The sequence below is a fragment of the Ancylobacter sp. TW_SC_1 genome (genome assembly GCF_056836805.1).
Genome location: NZ_CM166365.1, coordinates 126,897 through 143,135, shown reverse-complemented (window position 1 = coordinate 143,135; position 16,239 = coordinate 126,897). Strand labels below are relative to the sequence as shown.

At 69.6% G+C, this 16,239-nt stretch carries 16 protein-coding genes; 11 read left to right on the top strand and 5 right to left on the bottom strand.

Annotation, left to right across the window (positions count from 1 at the left end):
- Nucleotides 1-102: 102 nt before the first annotated feature.
- Both AC1PZ7_RS00665 and hisG read left to right on the top strand, forming a co-directional pair.
- Nucleotides 103-1,236 (top strand): ATP phosphoribosyltransferase regulatory subunit, encoded by a 1,134-nt coding sequence (locus AC1PZ7_RS00665; RefSeq protein ID WP_482357596.1) that lies wholly within the window; start codon nucleotides 103-105, stop codon nucleotides 1,234-1,236.
- Entirely contained in the window at nucleotides 1,233-2,213 is a 981-nt protein-coding gene (gene hisG, locus AC1PZ7_RS00660; protein WP_482357595.1) for an ATP phosphoribosyltransferase, read from the top strand. The genes AC1PZ7_RS00665 and hisG overlap by 4 nt, the downstream gene beginning before the upstream one ends.
- A gap of 114 nt (nucleotides 2,214-2,327) precedes the next feature.
- Here hisG and cysG read toward each other — a convergent pair whose 3' ends face one another.
- The 5 genes from cysG to AC1PZ7_RS00635 form a co-directional block, all read right to left on the bottom strand.
- Nucleotides 2,328-3,830: a siroheme synthase CysG gene (gene cysG, locus AC1PZ7_RS00655; RefSeq protein WP_482357594.1), complete on the bottom strand. Its 1,503-nt coding sequence runs from the start codon at nucleotides 3,828-3,830 to the stop codon at nucleotides 2,328-2,330.
- Between the two features lie 88 nt (nucleotides 3,831-3,918).
- Nucleotides 3,919-4,416, bottom strand: a complete 498-nt coding sequence (locus tag AC1PZ7_RS00650; protein ID WP_482357593.1) for a TIGR00645 family protein — start codon at nucleotides 4,414-4,416, stop codon at nucleotides 3,919-3,921.
- A 145-nt stretch (nucleotides 4,417-4,561) separates the two neighbouring features.
- Nucleotides 4,562-5,284, bottom strand: coding sequence for a hypothetical protein (locus AC1PZ7_RS00645; protein ID WP_482357592.1), 723 nt, complete (start codon nucleotides 5,282-5,284; stop codon nucleotides 4,562-4,564).
- Between the two features lie 170 nt (nucleotides 5,285-5,454).
- The gene (gene msrA / locus AC1PZ7_RS00640) at nucleotides 5,455-6,108 is read right to left on the bottom strand and encodes a peptide-methionine (S)-S-oxide reductase MsrA (RefSeq protein ID WP_482357591.1); all 654 of its coding nucleotides are present in this window, start codon (nucleotides 6,106-6,108) and stop codon (nucleotides 5,455-5,457) included.
- A gap of 95 nt (nucleotides 6,109-6,203) precedes the next feature.
- The gene (locus AC1PZ7_RS00635) at nucleotides 6,204-6,503 is read right to left on the bottom strand and encodes a hypothetical protein (protein ID WP_482357590.1); all 300 of its coding nucleotides are present in this window, start codon (nucleotides 6,501-6,503) and stop codon (nucleotides 6,204-6,206) included.
- A gap of 366 nt (nucleotides 6,504-6,869) precedes the next feature.
- Here AC1PZ7_RS00635 and ccoN point away from each other — a divergent pair, with 366 nt between their 5' ends.
- The 9 genes from ccoN to AC1PZ7_RS00590 all read left to right on the top strand — a co-directional run bounded on the left by ccoN (nucleotide 6,870) and on the right by AC1PZ7_RS00590 (nucleotide 16,156).
- A complete protein-coding gene (gene ccoN, locus AC1PZ7_RS00630; RefSeq protein ID WP_482359534.1) occupies nucleotides 6,870-8,504 on the top strand; it encodes a cytochrome-c oxidase, cbb3-type subunit I in 1,635 nt (544 codons plus the stop codon).
- Between the two features lie 11 nt (nucleotides 8,505-8,515).
- Nucleotides 8,516-9,271: a cytochrome-c oxidase, cbb3-type subunit II gene (gene ccoO / locus AC1PZ7_RS00625; RefSeq protein WP_482357589.1), complete on the top strand. Its 756-nt coding sequence runs from the start codon at nucleotides 8,516-8,518 to the stop codon at nucleotides 9,269-9,271.
- A 10-nt stretch (nucleotides 9,272-9,281) separates the two neighbouring features.
- On the top strand, nucleotides 9,282-9,437 hold the full coding sequence (locus tag AC1PZ7_RS00620; protein ID WP_482357588.1) for a cbb3-type cytochrome c oxidase subunit 3: 156 nt from the start codon (nucleotides 9,282-9,284) through the stop codon (nucleotides 9,435-9,437).
- A 2-nt stretch (nucleotides 9,438-9,439) separates the two neighbouring features.
- The gene (gene ccoP / locus AC1PZ7_RS00615) at nucleotides 9,440-10,324 is read left to right on the top strand and encodes a cytochrome-c oxidase, cbb3-type subunit III (protein ID WP_482357587.1); all 885 of its coding nucleotides are present in this window, start codon (nucleotides 9,440-9,442) and stop codon (nucleotides 10,322-10,324) included.
- 160 nt (nucleotides 10,325-10,484) lie between these two features.
- Nucleotides 10,485-11,954: a cytochrome c oxidase accessory protein CcoG gene (ccoG, locus tag AC1PZ7_RS00610; protein ID WP_482357586.1), complete on the top strand. Its 1,470-nt coding sequence runs from the start codon at nucleotides 10,485-10,487 to the stop codon at nucleotides 11,952-11,954.
- Nucleotides 11,955-11,973: 19 nt separating this feature from the next.
- Entirely contained in the window at nucleotides 11,974-12,468 is a 495-nt protein-coding gene (locus tag AC1PZ7_RS00605; protein ID WP_482357585.1) for a FixH family protein, read from the top strand.
- A gap of 21 nt (nucleotides 12,469-12,489) precedes the next feature.
- Nucleotides 12,490-14,772 (top strand): heavy metal translocating P-type ATPase, encoded by a 2,283-nt coding sequence (locus AC1PZ7_RS00600; protein WP_482357584.1) that lies wholly within the window; start codon nucleotides 12,490-12,492, stop codon nucleotides 14,770-14,772.
- Nucleotides 14,769-14,993 carry a cbb3-type cytochrome oxidase assembly protein CcoS gene (gene ccoS, locus AC1PZ7_RS00595; RefSeq protein ID WP_482357583.1) on the top strand — a complete coding sequence of 75 codons (225 nt, stop codon included), beginning with the start codon at nucleotides 14,769-14,771 and terminating at the stop codon, nucleotides 14,991-14,993. Before AC1PZ7_RS00600 ends, ccoS begins: the two co-directional genes overlap by 4 nt.
- Entirely contained in the window at nucleotides 14,990-16,156 is a 1,167-nt protein-coding gene (locus AC1PZ7_RS00590) for an MFS transporter (protein ID WP_482357582.1), read from the top strand. Before ccoS ends, AC1PZ7_RS00590 begins: the two co-directional genes overlap by 4 nt.
- Nucleotides 16,157-16,239 lie beyond the last annotated feature (83 nt).

Genomic DNA, 16,239 nt, shown 5'->3' with positions numbered 1-16,239 from the left:
CTCCCGTTCGGAAACCATGTCATGGTCCGCGCATGGACCGCGCCCGCCCCCTTTGCTAGAAGCGCGCAGCCGCGCCCCGTGACAGCAGACCGGACCCGACGCATGCCCGCCGACCAAAGCCACGCCGAGGAACTGCTCGCGCTCTATGCGCGCGCCGGATTCGCGCGCGTCGAGCCGCCGGTGCTCCAGCCGGCCGACGCCTTCCTCGACCTGTCGGGAGAGGAGATGCGGCGCACCATGTTCATCACCACCGATCCCGACGGGCGCGAGCTGTGCCTGCGGCCGGACCTCACGCTGCCGGTGTGCCGGCACTTCATCGACGACGGCGCCGCGCAGCCGCGCGACTTCGCCTATCTCGGCCCGGTGTTCCGCTCCGATGTCGCCGGTGGCGAATTGCTGCAGGCCGGCGTCGAATCCTTCGGCCGGGCCGACCGCGAGGCGGCCGATGCCGAGGTGCTGGCGCTGGGGCTGGAGACGGCGGCGCTGTGGGGGGTGATCGACCCGACCATCCGCGTCGGCGATGCCGGGCTGTTCGCCACGCTGCTCGAGGCGCTCGACCTGCCCCCGCTCTGGCGGCGGCGGCTGATCAAGGATTTCGCCCGCTCCGGCGATCTCGGCGCCGACCTCGCGACGCTGAAGCAGCGCCCGGCGGCCGGCGGCGTCACCGCCCATGCCGGCGTGCTCTCGGCGCTGGCCGGCTCCGATCCGGCGGCGGCGCGGGCGCTGGTGACCGACCTGCTCTCCATCGCCGGCATCTCGACGGTGGGCGGGCGCAGCGTGTCGGAAATCGCCGAGCGCTTCCTCGAACAGGCGGCGCCCGGCGACGCCGAGGGGCTGTCGGCCGAGAAGATCGCGGTGATCGAGCGCTATCTCGCCATCCAGGGCAATCCCGATCAGGTGGCGGCGGGCTTGCGGGCGCTGGCCGACGAGGCCGGGCTCGACCTCGCCCAGGCGCTCGACGCCTTCGAGAGCCGCACCAATTTCATCGCCGCGCAGGGCATCGAGCCGGAGCGGCTGTGCTTCGCCGCCGCCTTCGGCCGGCCGCTCGACTATTACAGCGGCATGGTGTTCGAGCTGCACGAGAACGGTGCGGGAGAAGGCGGGCTTTCCGCGCCGCTGGTGGCGGGCGGGCGCTATGACGCGCTGCTGTCGCGGCTCGGCGCGAGCGAGCCGATACCGGCGGTCGGCTTCGCCGTCTGGCTCGACCGGCTCGATGCGGTGGAGGCCCGTCTATGAGCACGCATTCCCCCCTCATCGTCGCCGTGCCCTCCAAGGGCCGGCTGCAGGAGAACGCCACCGCCTTCTTCGCCCGCGCCGGCATGGCGCTGACGCAGTCGCGCGGCGTGCGGGACTATCGCGGCACGCTGACCGGGGTCGAGGGGGTGGAGGTGGCCTATCTCTCCGCTTCCGAGATCGCCAGCCAGCTCGCGGCGGGCGCGGTGCATCTCGGCGTCACCGGCGAGGATCTGGTGCGCGAGAGCATCACTGAGGCCGATTCCAAGGTGCTGCTGGTCGAGGGGCTGGGCTTCGGCTTCGCCAATGTCGTGGTCGCGGTGCCGCAGGCCTGGATCGACGTGCGCACCATGCGCGACCTCGACGACGTGGCGACGCATTTCCACGCCACGCGCGGCCGGCGGGTGCGGGTGGCGACCAAGTATCTCAACCTGACGCGGAGCTTCTTCGCCCGCCACGGCATCGTCGACTACCGCATCGTCGAGAGCTTAGGGGCCACCGAGGGCACGCCGGCGGCGGGGACGGCGGAGCTGATCGTCGACATCACCACCACCGGCTCGACGCTGGCGGCGAACGCGCTGAAGGTGGTCGACGACGGCATCATCCTGCGCTCGGAGGCCAATCTCGTCGCCTCCCTCCACGCGGACTGGAACGCGCAGGCGCGGGCCTCGGCGCGGGCGCTGCTCGACCGGGTGACGGCGGCCAAGCGCGCGGCCACCATGCGCGAGGTGAAGACGCGCTTTTCCGCCTGCGACGCCGGCGTGGTGCAGGAGGCGGTGCGCCGCTTCCGCGCCGTGGCGCCGTTCGGCGCGCCGACCTCGTCCGGCATGGTGACGCTGCACTGCCCGCCCGACACACTGCACGCGCTGGCCGTTTTCCTGCGCGAACAGGGCGCGGCGACGGTGTCGGTGGGGCCGCTGGACTATGTGTTCGCGGCCGAGAACCCGCTCTACGCGAAGCTGGAACAGCGGATCGGCTGAGAGGCTTCTCAGGAAGTCGTCATCCCGGACGGCCGCAGGCCGATCCGGGATCGCTCTCCATCCTGATGACGATCCCGGCTCGCGCTTCGCTTGGCCGGGATGACGGATGGCGCACTAGCCCCGCGCTGTCCGCGCCGCGTCGTCCGCCTCGTTCGCGAACGCCGCCGCTTCGCCCATGGCGTGGCCGAACAGGATGAGGCACGGGCCGGTGGCGCCGTCCGCCACCGCCCGCTCCAGCGCGGCCGAAAGCGTGGCGACGGTGGCCGGCACCTGCCGCTCCTCCGGGCGGGTGGCGGCGAACACCGCGATGGCCGGCGTCGCCGGGTCGAGCCCGGCCGCCATCGCCTTGCCCGCCAGTTCGCCCCAGGTGCGCTGGGGCATGTAGACCACCGTGGTCGCCGCCGGGTCGGCCAGCGCCTGCCAGTCGAGGTCGCGCGGCAGCTTGCCGTCGCGCGCATGGGCGGTGATGAACTGTAGGCGCCGCGCATGATCGCGATGGGTGAGCGAGACGGCCAGCCGGCTCGACGCGCCCTGCGCCGCGCTGATGCCCGGCACCACCTCGACGGGCAGGCCGGCGGCGCGGGCGGCGGCGATCTCCTCGCCGGCGCGGCCGAACACCATCGGGTCGCCGCCCTTGAGGCGGACGACACGCTTGCCCTGCTTCGCCAGCGAGACCATCAGCGCGTTGATGTCGTCCTGCTTGCAGGAGGGGCGATAGCCGGTCTTGCCGACCAGCATCTTCCTCGCCTCGCGGCGCGCGACGTCGAGCACCGCCGGGGCGACGAGATCGTCATAGAGCACCACATCGGCCGATTGCAGCACGCGCACGGCCTTCAGCGTGAGCAGTTCCGGGTCGCCCGGCCCCGCGCCCACAAGCGCCACCGAGCCGCGCGGCGCCTCCGCGCGCTCGACCTCGGCGCGGGCGAGAAGGCTCTCGCGCAGGGCGGCCGAAGGCTCGGCCTCCGGCGTCTCCAGCGCGGCTTCGGTGAAGCGTTCCCAGAAGCGGCGGCGGCCCTGATAGGAAAGCGCGAGCGCCGCGACGGCGGGGCGCCAGCCGCGCGCGGCCTCGGCCCAGCGTTTGAAACCCTGCGGGATCACCGCCTCGATCTTGGCCCGCACCGCCTGCCCGAACACCGGCGCGGCACCGTCGGTGGAGATGCCGACGACCAGCGGCGAGCGGTTGACGATGGCCCCGAAGGCGAAGTCGCAGAAGGCCGGCTTGTCGACCACGTTGACCGGCACGCCGGCGGCACGCGCGGCTGCCGCGAAGCGGGCGCCGTCCGCGTCGTCCTCGATGGCGCCGATGGCGAGCGCTGCGCCGGCAAGGTCGGGCGCCGTCCAGTCGCGGGCGATGAGCGTGACCGGCCCTTCCGGCGGCGCGGCGGCAAGGCTCGCGAGATCCTCGCAGAATTCGGGCGCGAACACCTCGACGCGCGCGCCGGCGGCGGAAAGCAGCTCGGCCTTCCACGCGGCGGCTTCCGAGCCACCGGCCAGCACCACGCGGCGGCCCTGCAGCGCGAAGAACACCGGCAGGCGCGCCAGCGCCGACATGCGCGCGGGCGCGCGCGCGACGGAGCGGTTGGTGGCGTTGCCGGGCGTGGGCGCGTCGTCGCTCATGAGGGCTCTTCGGTCTGCGTCATCTTCTCTTTATCACATGAATTACGCGTCCATTTAAGTCAATAAACGGCGATCATATGGAGATAGATCAGTGTGCTTTCTCCGACAGCCGGTCGGTCCAAGCAAGAAACACGCCGGAGACGACGAACACGACGTGGATGATGACCAGCCAGGTGAGCTGCTTCTCGTCGACGCCCTTGTCGAGATTCATGAAGGCCTTGAGCAGCGCGATGGCCGAGATGGCGACGATGGAGGCGAGCAGCTTCTGCTTCAGGCCGGCGAAGTCGACCTTGGTCATCCATTCCGGCCAGTCGGCGTGGCCTTCGGCGTCGATCTTGGAGACGAAGTTCTCGTAGCCGGAAAAGATGACGATGATGACCAGGCTGCCGGTGAAGGTGAGATCGATCAGCGACAATATGCCGAGGATGATGTCGCTCTCGTCCGACTGCCAAGCATGGGCGATGAAGTGGACGAGCTCCACGCCGAATTTGAACAGCAGCACGACGAGCGCGATGACGAGGCCGATATAGAACGGCGCCATGATCCAGCGGCTGATGAAGATGAAGCGTTCAATGAGCTTTTCCATGCGCCGCGCGTCCCGACCTGACCCCGCCTCTCGCGGATGCGGGATGGGTGACATGCCGCTGCGTCGACGGCAAGGGGGCACGAGGGGGAAGGGGTTCCCGGCCGGGCGTGCCGGGAACCGGGCCTGCTGCCGCCCCGATGCGCGGTCAGTTCGGCATCAGCTTCTGGTAGGTGTTCTTCAGATTGTCCTGAACCACGATCGCCTTGCCGGTGGCGACGAGGAGCAGGTCCTTGTCGGGCGTGTGCACGCCATAGTTCCAGCCGGCGGGCAGCTTCAGCTTCGCTCCTAATCCGGGCAGCGCCTCATAGGCGAGCGCGGGGTCGACGATCTGGGCGTAGGATTGCATCACATAGACCGCGCCGTCCGGTCCGGTGAGCTGGAACACCGGCTTGCCGGCGTCGAAGCGGTAGGTCGTCTCGCGGTCGATGGTCTGCTCGGTATAGGCGGGGCCCATCGCCTGATGCAGCGAGAGCGAGATTTCCGCACGCTTGGCCATCACGAGGCCGCCGAGGGTGATCACGTCGCCGGTCTTCGTGTCGCCGGTGGCGATGATGTCGTCCATGAGGAAATGACGCGGGCCGTTCATCACCACCGCGAGCGTGTCGAACTGCCGGAGCAGGTCGCGCCGGGTGAGGGCGTCCCATTTGTCAGCTGGGCAGTCGTCGAAGCCGAGCGTGTTGTAGACGGAGGCTTTTAGCCCCTCCAGCGTGACGTGGATCGGCACGATCTCGCAATAGCGCGCGTCGCGTAGCACCGTCGGCAGATGCGGCGTCGGTGCCGGCTGCTGCGCCTGCGCCGCGCCGGCGACCAGCGGGAGCATCAGGGCAACGAGGGTGGAATGGATCTTCTTCGGGAACCGGGCGGTCACGGGAATTCCTCGATCAAGCTACGAGGCTCGAACGTTACCGCCGCGCGCTTCCCGGACGGAAGACGCCGGAGCGATGCGACCAAGAATAGACAGGGAGCGATAGACTGGGAGCGTCCGCGCCGGGGCGCCGGAGGGAGGGGCGGCGAGGGAGCCCGCCGCGCCCGGGGTCGTCAGGCCGCCACGCCCGTTCCGATGGGGCACGAGACGCCCGTGCCGCCAAGGCCGCAATAGCCGTTCGGATTCTTGGCGAGGTACTGCTGGTGGTAGTCCTCGGCGAAGTAGAAGGTCGGGGCGTCGACGATCTCGGTGGTGATGGCCGGGAACCCCTTGGCCTTCAAGGCCACGTCATAGGCGGCGCGGCTCGCCTGCGCCTGCGCCCGCTGCTCGGGCGAGGTGACATAGATGCCGGAGCGGTAGGTGGTGCCGACATCATTGCCCTGTCGCATGCCCTGCGTCGGGTCGTGGCTCTCCCAGAACAGCTTCAGCATCTGCTCGTAGCTGACCGTCGCGGGGTCGAAGACCACCAGCACCGCCTCGGCATGACCGGTGAGGCCGGTGCAGGTCTCCTCATAGGTCGGGTTCGGGGTGATGCCGTTGATGTAGCCCACCGCCGTCACGAAGACGCCCGGCGTCTGCCAGAACTTGCGTTCCGCGCCCCAGAAGCAGCCGAGCCCGAAGATCGCGGTCTCATAGCCCTCGGGGTAGGGGCCCTTGAGCGGGTTTCCATTGACGAAATGGCGCTCGGCGGTCGGGAGCGCGCGCGCGCGCCCGGGCAGCGCCTGCTCCCGCGTGGGAAGGTCGTGACTCTTCTTGAAGAAGAACATGGGGGAATCCCTCGATTGGATGCCGCCAATATGGGGAGCGCCGGCCCGGCTTGCGAGAGGCGGCGGGGCGCGGCGCGATCACGCCTTGTTGGGCGTCACGCCCCGGGACGGCGTCCGATGAGCAGCAGCGCGATGCCGGCGACGCCCAGCACGGCGAAGAGCGGCGCGCCGAGCACCGGCACGACGAGGTTCTCCCAGACGGCAGCCGAGAGGTTGGCCTCGACGAAGGCCTGGAAGCGCGCCAGCGAGTCCGCGCTGGTGGCGAGCCAGGTGACGCCCAGCGGTGTGGTGACGATCTCCGAGGAGGCTATCGAGCGCACGCCGTCCAGTACCAGGGCGACGAAGGCGCCGGCGAAAACCCACAAGCCGACGAAGCGGAAGAGAAAACGGATCATGTCCTGCGTCCCGGCCCTCGCTCGCGATGTCCTCGCTCGCGACACTGTCCGTCTCTAGGCGGCCGGAGCGGGGTAGGCAAGGGCGAGCGCGCGGCGAGCGTGCGACGGGGGTCGAAATCCGGAACCGGCTACAGGCGCGGCATTCGGCCGCCGCCTCGCGCGTCCGTGAAGACCCTTAGCCTTGACTTGTATCAAGGTTGTTGGCGGCGCGCGGCGCGAAAGCTCGATCCACACTGTGGAGTCGTTCCAGATCAATTCGATCGGAGCGTGGAGGGTCGCATGACGCAGCTAAACAGCTCCGCCGGGCAAGAGATCAGCGGTTCGGGCGCCACCGAGCCGGGCGTCGATCAGTCCGGACGGAAGAGGATGACATTCGGCGAGGGCGGCCTGGCCATCGTCTTTGGGATTCTGGCGCTGTCCTGCATCACCGTGGCGGCGAAGACGCACGACACGGCCTATGCCTTCCACGCCTATCTGTCGGCGCTGGCCAGCGTGGCGGCCGTGTTCGTCATCCTGAACCGCTACATGGATCGGCCCGCCGCCCTGCCGTCGCTCGAGATCGACGGCAAGCCGAACTACAATTTCGGCCCGGTGAAGTTCGCCACCCTGGCGGCGGTGTTCTGGGGCATCGCCGGCTTCCTGGTCGGCGTCATCATCGCCTTCCAGCTCGCCTTCCCCTGGCTCAATCTGGACCTGCCCTGGACTGCCTTCGGCCGCCTGCGCCCGCTGCACACCTCGGCGGTGATCTTCGCCTTCGGCGGCAACGTGCTGATCGGCACCTCCTTTTATGTGGTGCAGCGCACCTCGCGGGCGCGGCTGGCCGGCTACCTGGCACCGTGGTTCGTCGTGCTCGGCTACAATTTCTTCATCGTCATCGCCGGCACGGGCTATCTGCTGGGCATCACCCAGTCGAAGGAATACGCCGAGCCGGAATGGTATGCCGACCTGTGGCTGACCGTGGTGTGGGTGGCCTATCTGCTGGTCTTCCTCGCCACGCTCTGGCGCCGCAAGGAGCCGCACATCTATGTGGCGAACTGGTTCTACCTTGCCTTCATCGTCACCATCGCGATGCTGCATCTCGGCAACAATGCCAGCATCCCGGTGTCGGTGTTCTCGCCCAAGTCCTACATCGTGTGGGCGGGCGTGCAGGACGCCATGGTGCAGTGGTGGTACGGCCATAACGCGGTCGGCTTCTTCCTGACCGCCGGCTTCCTCGCCATCATGTACTACTTCATCCCGAAGCGGGCCGACCGGCCGGTCTACTCCTACCGGCTGTCGATCATCCACTTCTGGGCGCTGATCTTCATCTACATCTGGGCCGGCCCGCATCACCTGCACTACACGGCGCTGCCGGACTGGGCGCAGACGCTGGGCATGACCTTCTCGATCATCCTGTGGATGCCCTCCTGGGGCGGCATGATCAACGGCCTGATGACGCTGTCGGGCGCGTGGGACAAGCTGCGGACCGATCCGATCATCCGCATGATGGTGGTCTCGGTCGCCTTCTACGGCATGTCGACCTTCGAGGGGCCGCTGATGTCGGTGAAGTCGGTGAACTCGCTCAGCCACTACACCGACTGGACCATCGGCCATGTGCATTCCGGCGCGCTGGGCTGGGTCGCCTACATCTCCTTCGGCGCCATTTACTGCCTGGTGCCGTGGCTCTGGCAGAAGCGCGAGCTGTACTCGCTGCGCCTCGTCAACTGGCACTTCTGGATCTCGACCATCGGTATCGTCTTCTACATCTCGGCGATGTGGGTGGCGGGCATCCTGCAGGGCCTGATGTGGCGCGCCTACACCTCGCTCGGCTTCCTCGAATACTCGTTCATCGAGACGGTCGAGGCGATGCACCCCTTCTACATCATCCGCGCGGTGGGCGGCGTCCTGTTCCTGATCGGCGGTCTGATCATGGCGTTCAACGTCATCATGACGATCCGCCTGCCGGAGACGGCGGAAGCCGACACCAGCGTGCGCAACCCTTCCCTCGTGCCGGCTGAGTGAGGACCAAGATCATGGCTGAAGCAGCCGCCACCAAGAAGTCCATCTGGGCCAAGCATGCCTTCCTCGAGAAGAACTCGATCTGGCTGTTGATCGGCATCCTCCTCGTGGTCGCCATTGGCGGCCTCGTCGAGATCGTGCCGCTCTTCTACCTGAAGAGCACCATCGAGAAGGTCTCCGGCGTGCGTCCCTGGACGCCGCTGGAGCTGGCCGGGCGCAACATCTATGTGCGCGAGGGCTGCTACAACTGCCACTCGCAGATGATCCGCCCGCTGCGCGACGAGGTCGAGCGCTACGGCCATTACTCGCTGGCGGCCGAGAGCATGTACGACCGGCCGTTCCAGTGGGGCTCCAAGCGCACCGGGCCGGACCTTGCTCGCGTCGGCAACAAGTATTCCGACGAATGGCAGCGCCAGCACCTTGCCGATCCGCGCTCGGTGGTGCCCGGCTCGATCATGCCAGGCTATCCCTTCCTGGCGCAGAACCGGCTCAAGGTCGACCAGATCGCCGACGACCTGAAGGTCAACGCCGTGCTCGGCGTGCCCTACAGCGAGGCGATGATCGCCGACGCCCTCGCCGACCTGCACGCCCAGGCCGACCCCAATGCCGATGCCGACGGGCTGGCGGAACGCTATCCGGGCGCGCAGCAGCGCGACTTCGACGGCAATCCGAAGCTGCTCTCCGAGGCGGATGCGCTGATCGCCTATCTGCAGGCGCTCGGCACCATGGTCGACTTCAAGCTCTACGACGACAAGGCAAACATCCGCTGAGGAGGCCGGGATGAACGAGACCTATCGCGCCCTCGCCGAATTCGCCCAGACCTGGGGGCTTCTCTACTTCTTCGGGCTCTTCCTCTGCGTGCTTGCCTATGCGCTCTCGCCGCGGCGCAAGAAGCAGTTCGAAGATGCCGCCCGCATGCCGTTGCGTGAGGATTGAACATGGCCGAGCATCACAAGAACGAGGTCGACGCCGTCACGGGCGTCTCGACGACCGGCCACGAGTGGGACGGCATCCGCGAGCTGAACAATCCGCTGCCGCGCTGGTGGCTGTGGACCTTCTACGGCTGCATCGTCTGGGCGGTGCTGTACTGGATTGCCTACCCGGCCTGGCCGCTCGTCTCCAGCTACACCTATGGCGTGCTCGGCTGGAAGTCGCGCGACGCGGTGCAGGTGCAACTCGCCGACCTGCGGGCGCAGCGTGCGACCTTCGCCGACAAGCTGCAGGCCGCGTCGCTGGAACAGATCGAGGCCAGCCCCGAGCTGCTGTCCTTCGCCCGCGCCCAGGGCCGCGCCGCCTTCGGCGACAATTGCGCGCCCTGCCACGGCGCCGGCGCCGCCGGCTCCAAGGGCTATCCGAACCTCAATGACGACGACTGGATGTGGGGCGGTTCGCTCGAGCAGATTCAGCAGACCATCCTGCACGGCATCCGTTCCAACGATCCCGACGCGCATGTCGGCGACATGCTCGCCTTCGGCCGCGACGGCATGCTCCAGAAGCCGGAGATCGTGGCGGTGGCGGACTATGTGCGCTCGCTGTCGGACCTGCCGGCGCCGGCCGAGGCCAAGAGCGACCTCGCCAAGGGCAAGGAGGTGTTCGAGGCCAACTGCGCCACCTGCCACGGTCCGGACGGCAAGGGCAATCCCGAGCTCGGCGCGCCGAACCTCACCGATGGCATCTGGCTCTACGGTTCGGACCGCGACAGCGTGATCGCGACCGTCACCAACGGGCGCGGCGGCATCATGCCCGCCTGGTCGAGCCGCCTCGACCCGACGACGATCAAGGCGCTCACCGTCTACGTGCATTCGCTCGGCGGCGGCAAGTAGCGAGGGCACCGGGGAGCGGTCGAGACCATGCGGCGGGGCGTCCGGGGAAATTCACCCCGCGACGTCCCGCCGCATAAGCATTTCCCCGCCCGGCAAGGCCCGGATGAACGGTCCCCGGGGGCGGGTTTAGAAAACCTCCATGCAGGTTTCGGGGACTGACATGAATATGGCCACCAAGATGGAGAAGCTCGAGGAGCACGGCTACGACGACGATGGTCCGCTCTACGAGGCCCGTCGCAAGATCTATCCGATCGCCGTGCACGGCACTTTCCGGCGCATCAAGTGGACGCTGTTGGTCATCACCCTCGGCATTTACTACCTGCTGCCCTTCGTGCGCTGGGACCGCGGGCCGAACGCGCCCTCGCAGGCGGTGCTGGTCGATCTCGCCAATGGCCGCTTCTACTTTTTCTTCATCGAGATCTGGCCGCAGGAGATTTATTACGTCACCGGTCTGCTCATCCTCGCCGCGCTGGTGCTGTTCCTGATGAACGCCGTCGCCGGGCGCGTCTGGTGCGGCTATCTGTGCCCGCAGACCGTCTGGACCGACCTGTTCCAGGCGATCGAGCGCATGGTCGAGGGCGACCCGCGCCAGCGCCGCGAGAAGCTGAAGAACGCCTCCCGGACGCAACGCGCCTTCGAGGCTGCGGCCAAGCATTTCCTCTGGCTCATGGTCGCCTGGTGGACCGGCGGCGCTTGGGTGCTCTACTTCTCCGACGCGCCGACGCTGGTCTGGCAGCTCTTCACCGGGACCGCGCCGCTCATCGCCTATGTCTGGATCGGCATCCTGACCTTTACCACCTATGTGCTCGCTGGCCACATGCGCGAGCAGGTGTGCACCTATATGTGCCCCTGGCCGCGCATCCAGGCGGCGCTGACCGACGAGTACGCCTACAACGTCACCTATCGCTACGATCGCGGCGAGCCGCGCGGCTCGCTCAAGAAGACCGAGGCGATGCGGCTGGAGGGCCTGCCTGCCGGCGACTGCGTGGACTGCCGGCAATGCGTCGCCGCCTGCCCGACCGGGGTGGACATCCGCATCGGCAGCCAGCTTGCCTGCGTGCAGTGCGGCCTGTGCATCGACGCTTGCGACACGGTGATGATGAAGGTCGGTCGCCCGACCGGTCTCATCGCCTACGACACCGAGATGAACGTCGAGCGCCGGGCCAAGGGCCTGCCGCCGGTGTCACGGATCCTGCGTGCCCGCACTGTGCTCTATTCCGCGCTGATCCTCATCGTCGGCGGCATCATGGTGGCAACGCTGGCGACGCGCGGCTCGGAGGGAGTGTCCGTCATCCATGACCGCAACCCGCTCTTCGTACAACTCTCGGACGGCTCGATCCGCAACGCCTACACGCTGCGCATCGTCAACAAGCAACCGATGCCGCGCCGCTTTGCCATCGCGGTGGACGGCGTGCCAGAGGCGCGGCTGGAGGTCGTCGGCGGCACCGCCATCGTCGAGGGCGGCCACCCGGTGGTCGAGGTCGGGCCGGACCAGACCTATGAGCTGCGCGCCCTCGTCTCGACCCATGCCAAGCTGCCGGCGAGCGCCTCGCTGCCGGTGACCTTCTCCATCACCGACGTGGCCGGCGGCGAGACCAGCACCGCTCCCGACCACTTCAAGGGCCCCTGAACCCAACCGGAGAATGACTATGGCGACGCGCGCGACCTCCCTGCCTCCCGCCGGCCGGCCGCTCACCGGCCGGACGGTGCTGCTCTGCTTCGTCGCCTTCTTCGGGGTGATCTTCACCGCTAACTTCTTCCTCGTGCGTGCGGCGGTGACGAGCTTCGGCGGGGTGGAGACCGAGAGCGCCTACAAGGCCGGCCTCGCCTTTCGCAAGGAGAGCGAGGCGGCGGCGGCGCAGGACGCCCGGCACTGGAGCGTCGACGCCCATGTCGGGCCGGGCCGGGTCGACGTCTCCGCGCGCGACGCGGCGGGGCGCCCGCTCGCCGACGTGACGCTGGCCGCCACGCTGCAGCACCCAACCGACCGGCGGCTCGACGTGGCGCTCGAACCTGTTGCCGTTGGCGCCGGCCAGTGGCGGGCGGATGACGCCGTCACCGCCGGCCAATGGGAACTGGTGATCGAGTTCAGCCGCGAGGGCGAGCGGCTGTTCCGCTCGACCAACCGCGTCGTCATCCGCTAGCGGGCCGAGGGGAAGCAGCCCATGGGCGCGCAGGTCATACCCTTCTCCGCGGCGGCGGGGCCGGCCGCGGCCGATGGCGAGGCGGTCCAGGACTTCTCGCTGTTCCTGCGCCGCGACCCGGCCGGCCAGCCGGAGATGGCCTTCGCCGTCCAGGGCGTCGACTGCGCCGCCTGCATCGACGAGATCGAGGACGCCTGCGAGGCCCTGCCGGGGATCGCGCGGGCACGGCTGAACTACACCACGCACCGACTCACCGTCGGCTGGGACGCGCGCGCCGAGCCGCGCCCGGCCGCCGTGCTGGAGGCGCTGGCGAGGACCGGCTATCGCGCCTATCCCTTCGAAGCCGACCGGATGGAGGAGATCGACAACGCGACCTCCCGCCATCTGCTGCGCTGCCTCGCCGTCGCCGGCTTCGCGGCGATGAACATCATGCTGCTGTCGGTGTCGGTGTGGTCGGGCAACGTCACCGACATCACGCCGGAGACGCGCGACTTCTTCCACTGGCTGTCGGCGCTGATCGCGCTGCCAGCCGCAGCCTATGCCGGCCAGCCCTTCTTCCAGAGCGCGCTGCGGGCGCTGAAGGCGCGCTCGCTCAACATGGACGTGCCGATCACGCTCGGCGTGCTGCTGGCGCTCGGCGTCTCGGTGTTCGAAACGCTGAACCATGCCGAGCACGCCTATTTCGATTCGGCGGTGATGCTGCTCTTCTTCCTGCTCGGCGGGCGCTATCTCGACCATGCGATGCGCCGCAAGACGCGCAAGGAGGCCGGCAATCTCGCGGCTCTGAAGGCGGTCTCGGCCAACCGCATCGAGGCGGACGGGCGGCTCGTCACCGTGCCGGCCGCGGCGGTGAGGCCGGGCGACGAGGTGATGCTGCGGGCCGGCGAGCGCGCGCCGGTGGACGGCCTCGTTCTCTCCGGCACCGCGTCCGTGGACGAGAGCCTGGTGACGGGCGAGACGCTGCCGCGCACGGTTTGCGCCGGCGGCACGGTGCATGCCGGCAGCCTCATCCATGACGGTGTGCTGCGGCTACGCACCACGGCGGCGGGCGAGGATACATTCCTCGACGAGATCGAGCGCCTGCTCGACAAGGCGTCGACCGCGCGCGGCCGCTATGTCCGTCTCGCCGACCGCGCGGCGCGGCTCTACGCGCCGATGGTGCACACGACCGCGCTGCTCTCGCTCATCGGCTGGCTGATCGCCGGGGCCTCGCTGCACCATGCGGTGCTGATCGCGGTGGCGGTGCTCATCATCACCTGCCCTTGCGCGTTGGCGCTCGCCGTCCCGGCGGTGCAGGTGGTGGCGGCCGGCACGCTGATGCGGCACGGCATCCTGATCAATTCCGGCGACACTTTCGAGCGCCTGGCCGAAATCGACACCGTGGCGTTCGACAAGACCGGCACGCTCACCTTGCCGGAGCCGAGCCTCGCGGATGACACCGGCGTGCCGCCGGCGCTGGTGGCAGCCGCCGCCCGGCTGGCGCTCGCCAGCACCCATCCGCTGGCGCGGGCGATCGCCGCCGCCCATCCCGAAGCGCTGCCGCTGGCCGATGCACGCGAGGTGCCCGGTGCCGGCGTCGAGGCGGAGATCGACGGCGTCAAGGCTCGGCTCGGCAGCCCGGTCTTCTGCGCGTGCGAGACGCTGGCCGCCACCCGCGCGGCCGAGGCGCCCGACGCCTCGCTGGTCGCGGTGCGGCTAGGCGAGCGCTGCGCGGTGCTGGAGGTGCGTCAGGCGCTGCGCGTCGACGCGCGCGCCGTGGTGGACGAGCTGCGCCATGCGGGACGCCACGTCGTGCTGCTTTCCGGCGACCGCCGAGCGGCGGTGGCGCCGGTGGCGGCCCGGCTCGGCGTCACCGACTGGTGGGCCGAGGCGCGGCCGGGCGACAAGATCGCCGTGCTGGAGAGCCTCGGCGCCAATCGGCGCGGCGTGCTGATGGTCGGCGACGGGCTGAACGACGCGCCCTCGCTGGCCGCCGCCCATGTCTCGCTCTCGCCGATCACGGCGGCGGACGTGACCCGCGCGCAGGCCGACGCGGTGTTCCTCGGCGAGCGGCTGGCGCCGGTCGCCATTGCGCTGCGCGTCGCCGTCAGGGCGCGCCATCTGATGCGGCAGAACCTGATGATCGCCGTGGTCTACAATGTCATCGCCGTGCCGCTGGCCATCGCCGGCTATGTCACGCCGCTGGTGGCGGCGCTGGCCATGTCCGGCTCGTCGGTGATCGTCACCCTCAACGCGTTGCGCGCGCGGCAGGGAGCGGCCGGCGGCGCTGGCGAGTCCGCAGGCGCCGGAAAGGAGACCGCATGACCGTGCTGCTTTATCTCGTGCCGGCGGCGCTGACCCTCGGCCTTCTCGGGCTCGTTGCCTTCATGTGGTCGCTCAAGGCCGGCCAGTATGACGACATGGAGGGGGCCGCCGTGCGCGTGCTGGCCGATGACGACCTGCGCGACGGTGATGTGCATGGCAGGGCCGCGCCCGTCCGAGCCGCGCCCGTCGGGGTGGCGCGCGCCGGGGATGTTCGCCGATGAGTGTGAGCGAGTTCCTCAACGCCGAGATCGAGGCGACGCGGGCGGGCCGGCTCGGCTGCGCCTGCCCGGAGGACGCCTCGCGGGCGCTGCGCCGCTCGCTCGGCGCCGGGCGGCTGGCCTGCGGCTTCGCGCTGGTGGTGCTGGCGCAGGCGCTGACCTTGGGAGCGCTGCCGCTGGCCGGCGCCATGCTGGCGCCGCAGGCGAGCTACGGGCCGATCCCGCTCGCCAGCCTGCCGCTCGCCGCCTTCCTGCTTGGCGCGGCGCTGGCCAGCCTGCCGGCGAGCTTCCTGCTCGACAGCTTCGGCCGGCGGGCGGGCTTCGCCCTCGGCGCCAGCCTCGGCGTCGCCGGCGGGCTGGTCGCGGCCTATGGCGTGATGCTGGCGCTGTTCCCCATGCTGGTGCTCGGCGCGGTCTGGCTCGGCGCAGCGCAGGGATTCGGCATGTTCTACCGCCATGCCGCGGCCTTCGGCACGGGCGCGGGCGGGCGTGGCGCCGCGCTGGCGCGGCTCATCGGCGCCGGCGCACTGGCGGGGCTCGCCGGGCCGCTGCTCGCGGGGGCGGCGGAGGCGGCCTTCGCGCCCTACACCTTCGCCGGCACGCTGATCCTGGCGGCCATCGCCCAGCTCGGCGCGCTGGCCTTCGCCGTGTCGCTGCCGGAAGCGCGCTTCTCCCATGCCGACCTCACCGTCGAGGCGATGCGGCAGGTGTCGGCGGAGACTGCGCCGCTGGCCTGGAAGGCCCTGCTGGCGCCCACCCTGATCGGCGCTCTGGCCTGGGCCGCGATGACCTCCGCCATGGCGGGGGCGCCGCTGTCGCTGGCCGGCTGCGGCGTCGGCGTACCGCTGATCTCCGGCGTGGTCGCCTGGCATGTGGTGGCGATGTACGCCCCCGCGCTCGCCGGCGGAGCGCTGGCGCGGCGGATCGGCGCCGCGCCGCTCGCCCTCGCCGCGCTGGTGCTGGGCGTCGGCGCCGCGGTCGTGACGGGGCTGGCGCAGGACGCCACGGCGATCGCGCTCGCCTTCCTCGCCGTCGGCGCCGGCTGGGCGCTGACCAGCCTCGGTACGACGCTCATGCTGCACACCGGGGGCGCACCGTCGCGCCTGCAGCTCGCCCTGCATGACGGCCTCTTGCTGACGGCGGCGCTGCTCGGCACATTGCTCTGACCGCCTGACCTTGCGGAGCCTCGGTTGACGCTCTGCTGCTTTTATGTAAGTGATCGTTCACTGACAAAGAGGCGCCCGGCGGG